This window comes from Agarivorans sp. 2_MG-2023 (assembly GCF_030548085.1).
In the GTDB taxonomy this organism is placed as follows: domain Bacteria; phylum Pseudomonadota; class Gammaproteobacteria; order Enterobacterales; family Celerinatantimonadaceae; genus Agarivorans.
The window spans coordinates 188,980-204,382 of record NZ_JAUORQ010000005.1 but is presented as its reverse complement, the minus strand read 5'-3'; the positions used below and the strand labels follow the sequence as shown (position 1 = coordinate 204,382).

16 protein-coding genes are annotated in these 15,403 nt (G+C 45.9%); 13 read left to right on the top strand and 3 right to left on the bottom strand.

All coding sequences use genetic code 11. The features are described 5' to 3' along the window. The first annotated feature begins 2 nt into the window (after positions 1-2). Positions 3-833 (top strand): carbohydrate ABC transporter permease, encoded by an 831-nt coding sequence (locus Q4549_RS09595; RefSeq protein ID WP_137673349.1) that lies wholly within the window; start codon positions 3-5, stop codon positions 831-833. Positions 834-897: 64 nt separating this feature from the next. On the opposite strand, the gene Q4549_RS09590 is transcribed toward Q4549_RS09595, so the two are convergent. Beyond that, positions 898-1,137, bottom strand: coding sequence for a GlsB/YeaQ/YmgE family stress response membrane protein (locus tag Q4549_RS09590; protein WP_163134203.1), 240 nt, complete (start codon positions 1,135-1,137; stop codon positions 898-900). A gap of 182 nt (positions 1,138-1,319) precedes the next feature. On the opposite strand from Q4549_RS09590, the gene Q4549_RS09585 reads away from it, so the two are divergent. Together Q4549_RS09585 and Q4549_RS09580 are read left to right on the top strand one after the other, a co-directional pair. Beyond that, the gene (locus Q4549_RS09585) at positions 1,320-1,928 is read left to right on the top strand and encodes a GNAT family N-acetyltransferase (protein WP_303553191.1); all 609 of its coding nucleotides are present in this window, start codon (positions 1,320-1,322) and stop codon (positions 1,926-1,928) included. A gap of 15 nt (positions 1,929-1,943) precedes the next feature. Beyond that, a complete protein-coding gene (locus tag Q4549_RS09580) occupies positions 1,944-2,567 on the top strand; it encodes a DUF1349 domain-containing protein (RefSeq protein WP_303553190.1) in 624 nt (207 codons plus the stop codon). Between the two features lie 2 nt (positions 2,568-2,569). Here the strand turns inward: Q4549_RS09580 and Q4549_RS09575 are convergent, their stop codons facing one another. Continuing rightward, a complete protein-coding gene (locus Q4549_RS09575) occupies positions 2,570-3,583 on the bottom strand; it encodes a LacI family DNA-binding transcriptional regulator (RefSeq protein ID WP_303553189.1) in 1,014 nt (337 codons plus the stop codon). Positions 3,584-3,831: 248 nt separating this feature from the next. On the opposite strand from Q4549_RS09575, the gene Q4549_RS09570 reads away from it, so the two are divergent. The 5 genes from Q4549_RS09570 to Q4549_RS09550 all read left to right on the top strand — a co-directional run bounded on the left by Q4549_RS09570 (position 3,832) and on the right by Q4549_RS09550 (position 8,373). Continuing rightward, entirely contained in the window at positions 3,832-5,178 is a 1,347-nt protein-coding gene (locus Q4549_RS09570; protein ID WP_137673354.1) for a class II 3-deoxy-7-phosphoheptulonate synthase, read from the top strand. A gap of 165 nt (positions 5,179-5,343) precedes the next feature. Further along, on the top strand, positions 5,344-6,162 hold the full coding sequence (locus Q4549_RS09565) for a hypothetical protein (protein ID WP_303553188.1): 819 nt from the start codon (positions 5,344-5,346) through the stop codon (positions 6,160-6,162). Positions 6,163-6,307: 145 nt separating this feature from the next. Further along, the gene (locus tag Q4549_RS09560) at positions 6,308-7,201 is read left to right on the top strand and encodes a DMT family transporter (RefSeq protein ID WP_303553187.1); all 894 of its coding nucleotides are present in this window, start codon (positions 6,308-6,310) and stop codon (positions 7,199-7,201) included. A gap of 78 nt (positions 7,202-7,279) precedes the next feature. Beyond that, entirely contained in the window at positions 7,280-7,813 is a 534-nt protein-coding gene (locus Q4549_RS09555) for a hypothetical protein (RefSeq protein WP_303553186.1), read from the top strand. A 14-nt stretch (positions 7,814-7,827) separates the two neighbouring features. Then, positions 7,828-8,373 carry a DUF2301 domain-containing membrane protein gene (locus tag Q4549_RS09550; RefSeq protein WP_303553185.1) on the top strand — a complete coding sequence of 182 codons (546 nt, stop codon included), beginning with the start codon at positions 7,828-7,830 and terminating at the stop codon, positions 8,371-8,373. On the opposite strand, the gene Q4549_RS09545 is transcribed toward Q4549_RS09550, so the two are convergent. Continuing rightward, complete coding sequence (locus Q4549_RS09545; RefSeq protein WP_137673359.1) at positions 8,370-8,981, bottom strand: LysE/ArgO family amino acid transporter; 612 nt, start codon at positions 8,979-8,981, stop codon at positions 8,370-8,372. The genes Q4549_RS09550 and Q4549_RS09545 overlap by 4 nt on opposite strands. 92 nt (positions 8,982-9,073) lie before the next feature. On the opposite strand from Q4549_RS09545, the gene Q4549_RS09540 reads away from it, so the two are divergent. The 5 genes from Q4549_RS09540 (at position 9,074) to Q4549_RS09520 (ending at position 15,388) form a co-directional block, all read left to right on the top strand. Next, entirely contained in the window at positions 9,074-9,976 is a 903-nt protein-coding gene (locus tag Q4549_RS09540) for a LysR family transcriptional regulator ArgP (RefSeq protein ID WP_303553184.1), read from the top strand. A 35-nt stretch (positions 9,977-10,011) separates the two neighbouring features. Next, positions 10,012-11,157 carry a glycerate kinase gene (locus tag Q4549_RS09535; protein ID WP_303553183.1) on the top strand — a complete coding sequence of 382 codons (1,146 nt, stop codon included), beginning with the start codon at positions 10,012-10,014 and terminating at the stop codon, positions 11,155-11,157. 50 nt (positions 11,158-11,207) lie between these two features. After that, positions 11,208-13,193 (top strand): DNA topoisomerase III, encoded by a 1,986-nt coding sequence (locus tag Q4549_RS09530; protein WP_303553182.1) that lies wholly within the window; start codon positions 11,208-11,210, stop codon positions 13,191-13,193. Between the two features lie 6 nt (positions 13,194-13,199). Next, positions 13,200-14,024, top strand: coding sequence for a pentapeptide repeat-containing protein (locus Q4549_RS09525; protein ID WP_303553181.1), 825 nt, complete (start codon positions 13,200-13,202; stop codon positions 14,022-14,024). A 377-nt stretch (positions 14,025-14,401) separates the two neighbouring features. Then, complete coding sequence (locus Q4549_RS09520; protein WP_303553180.1) at positions 14,402-15,388, top strand: TRAP transporter substrate-binding protein; 987 nt, start codon at positions 14,402-14,404, stop codon at positions 15,386-15,388. Positions 15,389-15,403 lie beyond the last annotated feature (15 nt).

The following is a 15,403-nucleotide window of genomic DNA, read 5'->3' as shown; positions in this document are numbered from 1 at the left end:
TTATGAATAAACTAACTAAGAGTCATTTAATCGCTTATTTCATTGTAGGTATGGGTTCCATCATTATGTTGGCGCCGTTCTACTTCATGTTTATATTTGCTTCGCATACCAACTCATCGATTTTGTCGGTGCCGCCACCAATGTGGTTCGGTGGCGAATTTATTAATAACGTTGGCATTCTGTTAGATGCACTACCGTACTTTTGGCACAACATTGGTTTAAGTTTTTATGTAGCGTTGATTACTACAATACTTAACTTGTTCTTCTGTTCATTAGCGGGTTATGCATTTGCCTTGTTTGAGTTTAAAGGCCGTAACGTGATGTTCATATTAATTATGGGCACCATGTTATTACCACCGTTCTTAGGCATGATTCCAACTGCTTTGATTATGTCTAAGCTGGAATGGATGAACCAACCTCGTGCGCTGTACATTCCAATGGCTTGTGGGGCAATGGGTATCTTTATGATGCGTCAGTTTATCTCAAGTGCGATTCCAAAAGAGCTAATTGAAGCGGCTCGTATGGATGGCTGTAACGAGTTTGCTATCTACTGGCGTGTAGTGGTTCCACTTATTACACCTGCCTTTGGTACGCTTGGTCTTATTACCTTTATTGGTCAGTGGAACAACTTCATGGGTCCATTGGTTGTAATGAACGATATGAAGATGTTTACCGTGCCGCTAGCACTACGTGCGCTGCAAGGTACAGGTCAGGTACCTTGGGGTGCAATTTGTGCCGGTGCCGCCATTGCGGTAGTGCCATTAATGATCTTGTTTGTGATGACTTCTCGTAAGTTGATTGACGGCCTAACAGCAGGTGCTGTGAAAGGTTAATCAAGTCTTAAGTAATTAAAAAAGCCAGCTTATTAGCTGGCTTTTTTGTTTCATCTTTTGCAGCTTATTTTTTCACAATACTCACGATGTAGAGCAATATAACTGCGCCCACTACAGCGGTAATCAGCGAACCCAACATGCTGGTGCTACCAAAACCCAGTAGTCCAAAGACAAAGCCGCCGATTACCGAGCCAACAATACCCACCACAATATTGCCTAACACGCCAAAGCCGCCGCCTTTCATAATATTGCCAGCAAGCCAACCTGCCACCGCGCCAATAAGTAACCAAATAATAATGCCCATAATTTTTCCCTTTTAGTATGAAACCATAACTGAGTGAATGCTTTTAAGCTCTGAGTCGTTATTGGCTAAGTGTAGTAAACGAAATGAACTTTATTGCTTAATGGTTAGCCATTTTTTCGCTTTCTATTCATTCTGTTGCGTATTAATCTGGCTATTGAAATAACGATGAGTGAGAGTAATGGATGACTAGGCAGCCCTATTTAATTGAATCAGAATTAAGCGCCGGAAATGTGCTGTTGCAGCCCTTGCAGTTAAGCCATAGAGCAGCGCTATTAGCCGCCGAAGCCGATGGGCGCTTAAGTCAGTTGTGGTACACCAGCGTTCCCAATGCAGACTCTATTGATGCTTACTTTGACAGTGCTTTACAAGATAAACAGCAAGGTGTGGCGCTGCCGTTTGTTGTAATAGATAAACCCAGCGGCAACGTTATTGGTGCAACTCGCTACTGCCATGCCGATGTTGTTAACCGCCGTTTAGAGATTGGTTATACCTGGTATGCAAAAAGCTATCAGCGCTCTTCAGTAAATACCCAATGCAAATTGCTATTGCTGAGTTACGCTTTTGAGCAACTCGGTTCTATTGCTGTGGAATTTAGAACCCATTGGCACAATCATGCTTCACGCGCAGCCATAGCCCGTTTAGGCGCTAAACAGGATGGGGTTTTACGCAATCATAGTCTTGATGCTCAAGGTAACTATCGCGATACAGTGGTGTTTTCGATTACTAATCAAGAATGGCCCACGGTGAAACATGCTTTGTTGCATAAGCTGGCCAGCTACGCAGGCAATTAACTGGGAGGGGTAGTGATGAAAGAATTTTCACAGGCTAAGTGGCTCAACCCACCTAAGCAATATGTATTAGACGACCATCAGTTACGCCTGACCACCGATCCGCATACCGATTTTTGGCAGCGCTCGTACTATGGCTTTCGCAACGACAATGCTCCGGCTTTACTCTTAAGTTATCAAGACAACTTTAGCGTTAGTGTGAAGGTGAGTTTTGACTATCAGAAGCAGTTTGACCAAGCGGGAGTGATTATTTATCTCGACAGCGAAAACTGGTTTAAGGCATCCATTGAATTTGAAACAGCAGCTTTGTCACGCTTGGGTTCAGTAGTGACTAACTTGGGTTATTCGGATTGGGCGACCACCGACATCAGCACTCCGCAGCACATTTGGTATCGCTTAAGCCGGCGAGGGCCCGATTTCTTGATTGAGTATTCGCAAGACGGTGAAGCGTATCAGCAAATGCGGGTTTTTCATCTTCACCAACTTGGTGAAACAGCAAGTGTGCAAACCGATCCGCCAGCTGCGGCCAAACAGGCCATTAAGCTAGGGCTATATGCTTGCAGCCCCAGCGATTCATCGTTTACTGCTTGTTTTGAACAGCTCACAATAGCGCCTTGCCGGTGGCGCTCACATCCTAGTTAGTATTAAGCCTTTACTGGGCCAGAGCTTTGCCGTTTAACCAGCTTAGTGTTGAGTAAAACGCGGGGTTCAGATCGTTGTTCACTGTTCATTTTCTGCATTAATAAGGTGACCGCGGTTTCCCCTAGCTCATGACAATTTTGGTCGATAGTAGTGAGTGGCGGGTTGTAAAACTCGCTGTCGTCGTGGTTATCAAACCCCACGACTGAAATATCTTGAGGTACGTTAATGTTGCGTTCATTGAGCGCTCGCAGCACGCCTAAACACATCTCGTCATTGGCCACCAATATGGCTGTAAAGTCCGTTTCAGCGTCTAGCAACTCTAAGGTAGCTTGGTAGCCACTGCGGGCGTTCCAATTACCGTCAATTCGATTCACCGGCGTAACGTTTACTTTGGATAAGGTGTCTAACCAACCGGACTCGCGCCAATGCGCTACACAGGTATTGGCTGCGCCGTTTATAAGTGCAATATTTCGATGACCTAGGTCGATAAGGTGCTGAGCCGCTAGGCTAGCACCGCCCACTTGGTCATGAGATACCTGCAAAGCATCGTTGCTTTTGTCAAAGTCGATAAATACACAAGGGGGCAAATTTCCACGCTCTTGGATCTGTTTAATGGTGGCGTGAGTGATTGAGGTATTAATGATTAAGCCGTCAACTTGCTGACCAAGCAGCTCATCAATCGCTTTGTGACAAGAACCTGGATCCAACTCGTTCATCATTGAAATGGATAAACTGAAACCTTGCTTTAATGCTTCGCGGCGGATCCCATCAGCGATTTTAGCAATGGCGTGCAGAGAAATGTTTATTGATACAAATCCCAAGGTGAGTGACTGCCTGCGTGCCAATTGTTGAGCCATGCGGTTAGGTAAGTAACCAGCGTCAGCAATTGCTTGTTGGACCTTAATTCGCGTTTTTTCAGCGACCTTCGGCGACTTTCTAACCACTCTTGCTACTGTTTGGTGAGAGACTCCGGCGGTTTTGGCTACGTCTTTTAAGGTCACTGATGATTGTTTCATAGGTTTCATAGGGTTAATTAGCTTGTTGATCATAGTAGCAAAATGGCTGCGTTACCCCTAAGGGAAGCCCCTTACATTAGTATAAAAATGTGAATTGATTCAGTTACTTTTTTTTGTTGGGATTTATGTTTTATTGTTGCTATTAAGTGATAAATAATTAGGTAGGTAGAAAAAAACTACAATTAGCGCTTTTCATGTGCTCTAGAATGCCTATTATGGGGGTTTTAGAGCACTCTCGGGAACGCAACATGACGCAATGGACACCCTCAAGCTGGAGAGACAAACCAGTAAAACAATTACCTACTTACCCTGATCAAGAAAAGCTTCAACAAACCGAGAAGTATTTGGCTGATCAGCCACCGCTAGTTTTTGCTGGTGAAGCGCGCGCTTTACGTGAAGACTTAGCTAAAGTAGCCAAGGGTGAAGCCTTTTTACTGCAAGGTGGTGATTGCGCCGAGAGTTTTGACGAATTCCGTACTAGTCATATTCGCGATACGTTTAAAGCATTAATGCAAATGGCGGTGGTACTAACCTTTGGTGGTCAGAAGCCAGTGGTTAAAATTGGCCGTATTGCTGGTCAATTTGCTAAACCTCGTAGCGAAGACATGGAAACGATTAACGGCGAAAGCTGGCCGTCGTACCGCGGTGACATTATTAATGCCATCGACTTTAACGAGAAAAGCCGCGTGCCAGATCCACAACGTATGGTAGACGCTTACAACCAATCTACTTCAACGCTAAACTTGCTACGTGCATTTGCCCAAGGTGGCTTGGCTGATTTAAACCAAGTGCACAAATGGAACTTAGACTTCATTAAGAAAAGCCCATTGGGCGAGCGCTATGAAGCACTAGCGGGTAGCATTGAAGAGTCACTGGCCTTTATGAGCGCTTGTGGTATTAACCCTGCTACTGCACCACAACTTCGCGAAACTAACTTATACACTTCACACGAAGCCTTGTTACTGCCGTATGAGCAAGCTCTGACTCGCTGTGACAGCCTAACGGGCAAGTGGTATGACTGTTCTGCCCACATGTTGTGGATTGGTGACCGTACTCGCCAAATCGACCACGCTCACATCGAGTTTTTACGTGGCGTAGAAAATGCGATTGGCTTGAAAGCTGGCCCAACTACTGATCCAGAAGAGTTGCTGCGCATTATCGATATCATTAACCCTAACAATGAAGCGGGTCGTTTGAACCTTATCGTTCGTATGGGCGCTGATAAAGTGGCTGATCACCTGCCTAACTTAATTAAAGCGGTAGAGCGTGAAGGTAAAAACGTAGTGTGGAGTTCAGACCCTATGCACGGCAATACCATTAAAGCGCCTAACGGTTACAAAACACGTCGCGTAGATGATGTATTGCGTGAAGTGCAGCAGTTCTTCCAGATCCATAAATCTGAAGGGACCTATGCGGGTGGTGTTCACTTTGAAATGACTGGCCGTAACGTGACAGAATGTGTTGGTGGTGCTTTCCAAATCACCGAGCATGATCTGGCTCAGCGTTACCATACTTACTGTGATCCACGCCTAAACGCTGACCAAGCTTTAGAATTAGCGTTCCTGATTGCAGACCATATCAAGGCTGCACGTTAAGACTTAGCACCTGTGATTAAGCCGCCTGCGGGCGGTTTTTTTGTGGCCTTTTTTCGACAGTTTTCATCGATAAAGTCGAAAAAACTGATGTAACTAGACGGCTTGCTTGCTGGCCTGCATAGCACTCCATAAATTGTCGCTTTTTGATTATTTAAGAGCGGCTCTATGTCTTTAATCTCTCCTATCTTTAATGCAAGTTTACTGCTTGGTGCTCTATCTGTAAGTGCGGTAAGTATTGCCGATTCTAAGTCTCATTCTCCGGCGGAAGACACTGAGCAAGAGCTACAAGACATGTCGGATCCGCTAGCTGTGTATACCCAAGCGGGTGTAGGTGTTACTAACAAAGGCTTAAACCTAAAAGTGGGGCAAACCTACGATACGGGTAATGCGAATACCATGGCGATGAACATCATCGAAGTAAAAGGCTTTGCGGGTGAAGCTTTAGGTTGGGATGGCAGCAGCCAGCGCGATGACTCTGTTGATTCCATTCGATTCCGTAACTTCGGTGTAGATCTAAGTAATGGGCGTGGTTCGCAGTTAGACGTAAGTTACGATATCGGCAGTGAGATGGGTAGCGCGTCATATTCATTCATTCAGGCCTTGCCTAAATTTGGCCCTGTCCAGTTTTATCCTTTAGCAGGTGCTGGTGTCGCCTTTGCTAATAATTATGCTGAAGGCACTGCAGACCACGCCGCTGGATACTCGGTACCGGGTACCTTTGCTTTAGTGGGTACTTACTCAAAAATTACCATTACCGATAAAATATGGCTTAACTACAACCCAATGTGGATGAGCAGCCTTTCCGGTTCAGATTTTTACAAAGACAATGCCTTTGGTATCGGCAATAGTGATGTATTCGCTCATGAATTCGCTGCGTCTTACCAAATTAACGCGCGTGCCAATATCCGTTACTTTGCGAACTGGACCGAGTATTCAAACTTTCAAGATGGTGATCATCGAGTAGAGTTTAACTACCAGTTTTAGGCTTGGTCATTAAGTATTCGTTAGCCAAACCAACAATGAATTAGCCGCGGTCACGCGGCTTTTTTATGGCTGAGCAAATATCGGGTCGCTTGTTGTTTAGCTTTGATGCACACTGCTCAAATAAGTAGGATTAAGGACGTACAAAATGGATTTAGCCAGTGTAATTAGGTTGTTACTGCTATCGGCAATATGGGGCAGCTCGTTTTTGTTTATGCGTATCGCTGCGCCTGTATTAGGCCCCGGTATCCTGATTGAGCTTCGGGTAGGCTTTGCTGCTTTGTTTTTAATGCTGGTGGGCTTCGCCATTAAAAAGCAGCTCAAGTGGCGCCAACACTGGCGTCATTACATGATATTGGGCTTGTTTAATTCTGCTTTACCGTTCTTGCTATTGGCCTATGCTGCGCAAACCTTATCGGCGTCTTTACTCTCTATTCTCAATGCCACCGCGCCTATTTGGGGGGCGATTATTTCCGCGCTTTGGTTGCGCCAAGCCATGCCGTTTAAAAAGGTATTAGGTTTGGTGGTGGGTATCGCCGGGGTAGCGATATTGGTTGGAGTAGATAGCGCTGCATTAAGCCTTGATGCCAAGGTGGCCATTAGTGCCTCTATTGGTGCTGCGGTGTGTTACGGCATTGCCAGCACTTATGCGCATTCTGCTAAATCCGTTGAGCCTTTTGCTAATGCCCACGGGGGCATGTGGGCATCCACCCTGTTAGTTGCGCCTGCCATGTTATTTTTCCCCATTGTAGAGACACCTTCGGCTAACTTAATGCTGTCGGTGGTGTTTTTGGGCGTGGTATGCAGTGGTGTAGCGTATTTGCTGTATTACCGATTGATTAGTGATGTGGGGGCGTCCTCTGCGCTCACCGTTACCTTTTTGATTCCGGTGTTTGGTATTCTTTGGGGCAGCGTATTCTTAAATGAAGCAGTGTCTTGGAATACCTTGTTAGGCACCTCGGTGATATCGGTGGGTACCGCTTTAGTTACCGGCTTCTCTCCTCGAGCCGTGTTTGCCGCAAGGCAACAAACCAGTCGTTAGGCTTTGCATCAATAAACAAGCACTTAACTAGCCAAACAGCCAAGCGCTAGCCATACTTAAGTTTTTCTGGGAGGGCTTATGCGCTGGCGTTTTACTCGCACTCAAGTTTTGGTATCGATAGGCTTGCTGTTCAATATTGTGGCAGCGCTAATGACCAACTTTTACATCGACAGTGTCAGTCAAGATGCTCATCAATTAGTGCAACAGCAGCAGGCAAACGACAACCTAATCAAACAAACTTGGCTGCAGATAGAGTCTTTAGAGCGCAAGCGTGAGTTAATTCTGGCTTTAGTGAGTAATGAAGCGCAAACCTCTCAGCCCATCCCGCAAACCGTGCAACAACTGCTGGCTAAAGATCTTAAATATTGGTTAGAAATGGGCGAAGTGCCTAGCATCAATTTGAGTAATTTGGCGGCCTTAGATCGTTTAGTCTCAAAGGTGCAAAACCAATTACGCGAGCGTATAGATAATTGGTATTTGCTGAACATCGATTTAATGGGCGCTTATACCGACCAAATGAGCACTATTTCTAGCCTCCGAAATCTCGCTCTGTTTTTACAAATGATCGGCTTAGCGCTGATTCTAGCCCGAGATTTAAGCCGCCCCGAGTAGTTAAGGACAGACCATTGGCAAATACTGAACACCAAGAACAGCTCGATCTTATCGATACCATTAGTGTGCTATGTTACCGCGTAGGTTGGTTAACGCTAAGCTTTAGCTTTGCATGTGCCTGTTACCACAGTATTGCTGATGGTGCGGTTTGGCAGCCACTTTGGTTGCTTGCAGCTGCCAGTGCATTACTGGCGCACAATCTTCACTTATATAACAAAGCCATTCGTTATCTGGTCCAAAGCGCTGCGTGGAGTGCAGTGTGGCTTAGTATGGCTTACTACTTGTGGCATTGGCCAATTTTAGACATGTTCGCCTTAGCCTGCTTTTATCTGGTTTTTGCCGCTGTAGCCTTTAAAGAGAGTTTTTGTTTTAACTTAGGTTTGCTGCGTTGGCTAGGCGCGGTATTAGCCGTGGACTTCTTAATAAACCTAAGCCCTTGGCCAAACCTGCGTAGTATAAGCTTGCTGATTATCGCCGCTGTATGCCTTTATATTGCTGTTCAAAAATGCCGTCAGCCACTGCATTACGACATTGGTAAAAAGGCCAATTATCAGCTCTAAGCAAACACAAATTTAAGTAAATAAATGGCTAAACCAAACATCATCACGCCAATTAAACTGTCGATAATTTGTTGAGCGCGAGGTTTAGCTAACCACGGTGCTAGCTTGGCGCCCATCAAAGCTAAACCAAAAAACCACAGGAACGAGGCACTAATTCCGCCGGCCACAAACATTGGCCTTTGCTCAACACTAATATTGGCGGCAAAACCACCAAGTATCACAATGGTGTCGATGTAGACATGTGGGTTTAAAAAGGTAAATGCACAACAAGCCAAGATAATGGCTTTAAGCTCATGTTTAGCTTCGCCCTGTTCTAAGCTGCTTTCACCTCGCCAAGCCCGCTGTAAACACTGAAAGCCATACATCATCATAAAGCCTGAGCCTAAAATGCTAATGGTGTATAGCAACCAAGGGTAAGCACTAAATAATTTAGCGCCGCCCCAAACACCGATGCACATAAAAAACACATCGGCCAATGAACATAGGCTAGCGACTAACAAGTGATGACGACGACGAATGCCTTGGTTAAGCACAAAGGCGTTTTGCATGCCAATGGGCATAATTAGCGTGGCCATTAAACTAAGGCCGGTAAAATAGGTACTAAGCATAAAAAACGTCGTTGGCGAAATAATGACAGGACTATACCCAGAGGAACTGCTTTAATATAGCTAATAAATTTAATGCTAAATAAGTTTTTCTAATGAAGCTGGGTGATATTGATTACAAGTTATTGAAAGCCTTGGATGCAGTGCTTAGTGAGCAGAGTTTTGATCGCGCTGCACAACGCTTGCATCTTACTCAGTCGGCCATCTCACAGCGAATTAAGGCACTTGAAAGCCAATTGGGCCAGCCCTTATTGATTCGCTCTCAGCCGCTTATGCCTACTGAGTTAGGCCAGCGCTTACTCGGCCACTATCAGCAGGTTCTGCAGTTAGAAACCGAGTTAGCCAGCCAACTCAATGTTGACGATACTCGCGCTCAAGCTTTGCCTTTAGCGGTGAATGCCGACAGTTTAGCCAGTTGGTTAATTTCGGCACTAAGCCCTACCTTGCAGCAGCAAAGGGTAGAGATGAACTTGTATGTAGAAGATGAGTCTCGTACTTGGCAGCGGATGCGTAGTGGAGAAGTATTAGCTTGTGTGACCAGCCGTGCTGCAGCGGTAGCGGGCAGCGAAAGCCATTTTTTGGGTTACATGGAATATTTGTGTGTTGCTACCCCCGAATTTGCCCAGCGATTTTTCCCCGAGGGAGTTAATCGAGAGAGTTTGAGCTTAGCGCCTGGCATGTCGTTTGATCAGCACGATGATATGCATATTCAGTTTTTGTTAGAACATTTTTCTTTAAGTCCGGGGCAGTATCCTTGCCACACAGTACGCTCTTCTGAAGCCTTTATGGAGCTGGCGTTAGCCAGTGGTGCCTATAGCCTTAACCCGCGTTTACATGTGGCCAAACACCTAACCAATGGCAGCCTATTAAACCTTACACCGGCCCTGCAAGTAAGGGTGCCGCTGTACTGGCATCATTGGCAATTAGCAGGTAAGTTAATGAAACAGTTAAGTGAGCAAATTCGCAGCTACACCAAAAGGTGTTTACCCCAGCACTAGCTCATAGCCTAAGACATTACTGAGAAGGACAGCCGATGAAAATTGTTATTGCGCCTGATTCATTTAAAGAAAGCCTAAGCGCTATGGAAGCGGCCGACATGATCGAACAAGGCTTCCAACAAATTTTCCCTGATGCTGAATATCTAAAGGTGCCCTTGGCCGACGGTGGCGAAGGTACTGTGCAAGCCATGGTTGATGCGACCAAGGGGCAAATTATGCCGGTACTCGTGGCAGGTCCAAGGGGGAATCAGGTAGAAGCGTTTTTTGGCATTCTTGGTGACAAGCAAACCGCTGTTATTGAAATGGCCGCCGCCTCGGGTTTACATTTGGTTGAACCTGCACTGCGTGACCCACGAAAAACCTCAAGTTATGGTACTGGCGAGTTAATTGGTGCTGCTTTAGATGCCGGTGCTAGCAAACTGATTATTGGCTTAGGCGGTAGCGCGACCAATGATGCTGGAGTAGGCATGTTGCAAGCGCTGGGGGCGCAGTTTTACGATAAGTTTAACAAACCACTAAAACGCGGTGGCGGTGAGCTGATTGATTTGGAGTCGATTGATATTTCAGGCTTAGATCCGCGGTTAGCTGAAGTAGAGATTGAAGTTGCTTGTGATGTGGATAACCCTTTATGTGGAGAAAATGGCGCAAGTGCTATATTTGGTCCACAAAAAGGTGCTACACCTGAGATGATCCGTCAGCTTGATGCTGCCCTTGGCCGCTTTGCGGCTGTGGTGTTTAGCCAATTTGGCATCGATATTATGCATGCCGCGGGCAGCGGCGCGGCGGGTGGTTTAGGCGCTGCTTTGTTAGCATTTATGCAGGCCGATTTGCGCCCTGGCGTGCAAATTGTTACCGAAGCGGTAGATTTAGCCAGCAGTGTTGAAGGAGCTGATTTGCTCATCACAGGTGAAGGGCGCATAGACAGTCAAACCATTGCCGGTAAAACCCCCTATGGCGCAGCGCAAATTGCGATGCAGTTTGATGTACCGGTGATTGCATTAGCGGGGGCGATGTTACCTGGTTACGAAGTGGTGCATGAACATGGCATAGACGCGGTGTTCTCGGTGGTGCCTGGGCCTTGCGATTTAGCCCATGCTCTAACTGAAGCTGAGCAAAACCTGTTTGTGAGTGCGCGTAACGTAGCGGCAACCCTCAAACTTAGCCAACAAATATTTAGCTAATAATAAAAATCGGCTACAATGCTGTATAAAATCACAGGTGTTGTAGCCCATTGCGTCTCTATATTGCTGAAAAACCAAGCCTTGCACGCGCCATTGCTGCGGTGCTGCCAAAGCCTCAACAAAAACAAAATGGTTATATTCAGTTAGCCAATGGTGACTGTGTAACTTGGTGCATAGGCCATTTGCTGGAACAGGCCGAGCCTGAGCATTACGACAGCCGTTTTAAACAATGGCGTTTCGAACATCTGCCCATTTTGCCCGAACAGTGGCAATGGAAAGCGAAATCTAAAACCGCTTCTCAGTTAAAAGTGATTAAGAGCTTAATCAAACAAGCAAATAGCTTGGTGCACGCAGGGGACCCCGACAGAGAAGGGCAACTGCTGGTGGATTTGGTGATTGACCATTGCAAAGCGAAAGTGGCACTAAAGCAGCAATGTCAGCGAGTGTTACTTAGTGATTTAAACCCTGCTGCTGTATCTCGTGCCTTAACGCAATTAAAGTCTAATCAAGAGTTTAGCGCTTTATCTACCTCTGCTCTGGCACGCTCTAGAGCCGATTGGTTATACGGAATTAATCTTACTCGCGCTTACACCTTAAAAGGCCAACAGCAAGGGTATTCAGGCGTATTATCGGTAGGGCGTGTGCAAACCCCTATCTTGGGTTTAGTGGTGCGCAGGGACCAAGAGATTGCCGAATTTGTTAGTCGCCCTTATTTTCAGGTTGAGGCCAAATTGCAAACCGAGCAAGGGGAAATGTTTAGTGCGATGTGGCAACCTAGCGACGCCTGCGAAGCTTATCAAGATGAAGAAGGCCGGGTGCTTAGTCGGCCTTTAGCCGAGCATGTAGCAAAACGAATTACCCAGCAAAGTGCTGAAGTTAGCGCCTTAAAGCAGCAAGACAAACAACAAGCGCCACCTTTACTGTATAACCTGTCTAGCCTGCAAATTGACGCGGCAAAACGCTTTGGCTACAGCGCCAAACAAGTGCTAGATATTTGCCAAGCCTTGTACGAGCGGCATACCTTAATTACCTATCCGCGTTCCGACAGTCGTTATCTTCCTAAGCAACACCATGCTGACGCGCCCAAGGTGTTGGCGGCGATTCAAAGTAATAGCCAAGAGCTTGCTAAGGCCGTTAGTGAGGCTGATGCCAGTAAGCGCAGTAAAGCGTGGAATGATGCCAAGGTAGATGCTCACCACGCCATTATTCCTACCGAAAAGCATTACGCGGTGGCTAAGTTAGGTGAAGCAGAGCGACGCGTATATGAGTTAATCGCCCGCCAATACATTGTTCAGTTTTACCCACATTATCTTTATGCCCATACCGAAGCCAAAATAATCATTCAAGATGGCTTATTTAAAGCCACTGCTAACCAAATCAAACAACTTGGTTGGAAGACTTTGTTTCCGCAAAAGAAAAGTAGTGAAGAAAGCGAAAAAACCTTACCACCACTTGCTAAGGGCCAGCCTTTGCAATGCCTAGAGGGCATAGTGCTTGATAAGCATACTCAGCCGCCTAAGGCCTTTACCGACGCAACGTTACTGGCAGCCATGACCGGCATTGCACGGTTTGTGCAAGATAAGGAACTAAAAGCGGTGTTAAAAGAAACCGATGGTTTAGGCACTGAAGCCACGCGAGCGGGTATTATTGAGTTGCTATTCAAACGTGGATTTTTACTGCGACAAGCCAAACAGATCCATGCCAGCGACAGCGGAAAAGCCTTGGTGAGTGCTTTACCTACCATGTGTACTTGGCCTGACATGACCGCGCATTGGGAAACCCAGTTAAATGCCATTAGCCAGAAAAACCAAAGCTACCAAGGTTTTATGCAAGGTATGCAAGGGCAGTTAAATCAGTTAGTTGAGCAAAGTGCCAGTGTAAACGCCCAAGCCTTTGCTGGGTTGGCGCAACCTCAAACTAAACGGCGCTTTCGTAAAGGCAAAGCTAACACTAAAAGTGGTGGTTCGGCCTATAAGGCCAAAGGTGCTAACAAGGCTAAACCAGCATCTCGAGGGCGAAAAGCCGCTGCGAGCTAGGAGCTAATGATGATAGAAGATGATCGGCAAAGCATCGACCAAGCGGGTATCAGTAAGATAGCCGTTGCAGAGTTGACTCCAGAAATGTTACTGGACGTTAGCGACACTGACAGCATTATTGAGCAGCGTTATTTTACTGCGCTTGAATGGGCGATGGTAGACCAGCCTCATTTGCAGTTTAGGCGGTGCTTGTTTGTAGATTGTGATTTTAGCGAGGCGAATCTGAGTGAAGTAAGCTTTGAGCATTGTCAGCTATATCATTGCGATTTTAGCGGTGCAAACTTAAGTGATAGCCAATTTACTCATTGCAGCTTGTACGACCGTAAGCGCCAACGTGGCTGCGATTTTAGCACTGCCAACCTCAACCAAGCGGTTTTTAAAGGCTGCGATATCTCCACTGCCAACTTTAGCCGCGCTGAGTTATTTGATGTCACTATTGAGAATTGCCATGCTCAGGGCTGTCGTTTTGAATACGCGGACTTTTCAAAGGTAGTGAGCCGAAAAGTGGTGTTTAGTTCTGCCCATTTGGTAGATAGCAACTTCAGTTTGAGTGACTTTGAAGGGGTGAATTTAGCCAAGTGTAATTTGTCGGGCTGTAACCTTAGCGAAGCAGTGCTAAGCCGAGTAAACCTAGAGGGAGCCAACCTAAGCAATACCCAGTTCTCCCCTAGTACTTATCAAGGTTTGCAGTTGTTTCAAGCGGATTTACGCAATGCAGATATTGCGGGTATCGATATTCGTCACTTGGATTTTTCTGGGGTTAAGATTTTTGATTGGCAAATGGCAGCGCTGATGGAAAACTTAGGTTTTGTGGTATTTGCTGACAATTAGTCAAAAGGCTTGGCTCTGAAAGCCAGGTCTTTGCCCACATATTCATTTATTTCATGCCCTTAGCTGATATTCTTTAAGCTCTATTGCTCAACGTTATATTGTTAGCATACCGATGACTTCGTGTTGCTTAGCTCATAAAGTAACCATAATCTGCGTTCTGGCTCTTATTTCTTACCTTTGCCTGCTACTCCTTTAGTCTATTTGATGCTTCTGTTGCATTTATTTTATAAATAATCTCAGCAAAACTTGCCTAAAAATCGATCATTAGCAATATTGTATTACCAAAATTGATTTGCTAATCAATTTGAGCTGCTCGCTCAGCTGTTCCGATGTTTGGATTGCGCGTGCGTACATAATGGACAAAAGGGAGAAGGGACATGAAACAGCTTAATAAAGCGGCTTTATCAGTGAGTTCGCTAGCCTTAGCGTTAGGCCTTTGTTTAGGGGCGCAAGCCACCGAATGGAAGGGGTGGAATATTCACAAAGCGGGCTACCCAAATACAGTTGGCATGGACAAATTTGCTGAGTTGGTGGAGCAGAAGTCAAACGGCGACTTTACCATTAAGATGTACCATGCAGGGGTATTAGGTAATCAACCTGATGCGATTGAACAAGTGCGCATTGGCGGCTTAGAAATTGGTAATTTTAGCTTGGGCCCGATTGGTCCTATTGTTAAAGAAGCGAATGTATTGTCGCTGCCATTTGTGTTTGATGACGTGGCGCATATGCATACCGCAATGGACGGCGAAGTTGGCGACAAAATCAATATGGCCATGGAGCATAAAGGCCTCATTAGTTTGGCTTGGTATGACGCCGGAGCGCGCTCGTTTTATAACTCTAAGAAACCCATAACCACCCCTGCAGATTTAACCGGGATGAAAGTGCGAGTGATGAATAATGACCTGTACTCGGGCATGGTATCGGCTTTGGGTGGCAACCCATCGCCAATAGCTTATGCCGAGGTTTACCAATCATTGAAAACCGGTGTGGTAGATGGCGCTGAAAATGGTTGGCCAGAGTATGAGTCGATGGGCCATTTTGAAGTGGCTGGTTATTACTCCTTGTCGCAGCATTTAATTATTCCCCAGTGTTTGTGTGTTAACGCCGCGGCGTTTCGTAACTTGCCAGAGGCTCAACAGCAGTTGCTAAAAGAAGCGGCGCAAGAATCAGCCAATGTGCAACGAGATTTGTGGGCGCAACGTGAAGCCTTTAGTCGTGATAAAGTGGTTAAAGCAGGCGTTAAGCTGAATGAAATCAGTGAAAAACAACCTTTCCAATTGGCTATGCAGCCGGTTTACGACAAGTATTTAGGCGAAAACCCAGAGCTTAAGCCTTTGGTTATGCTCATCAAAAATACCAAATAAAAGCATTCTCTCTAT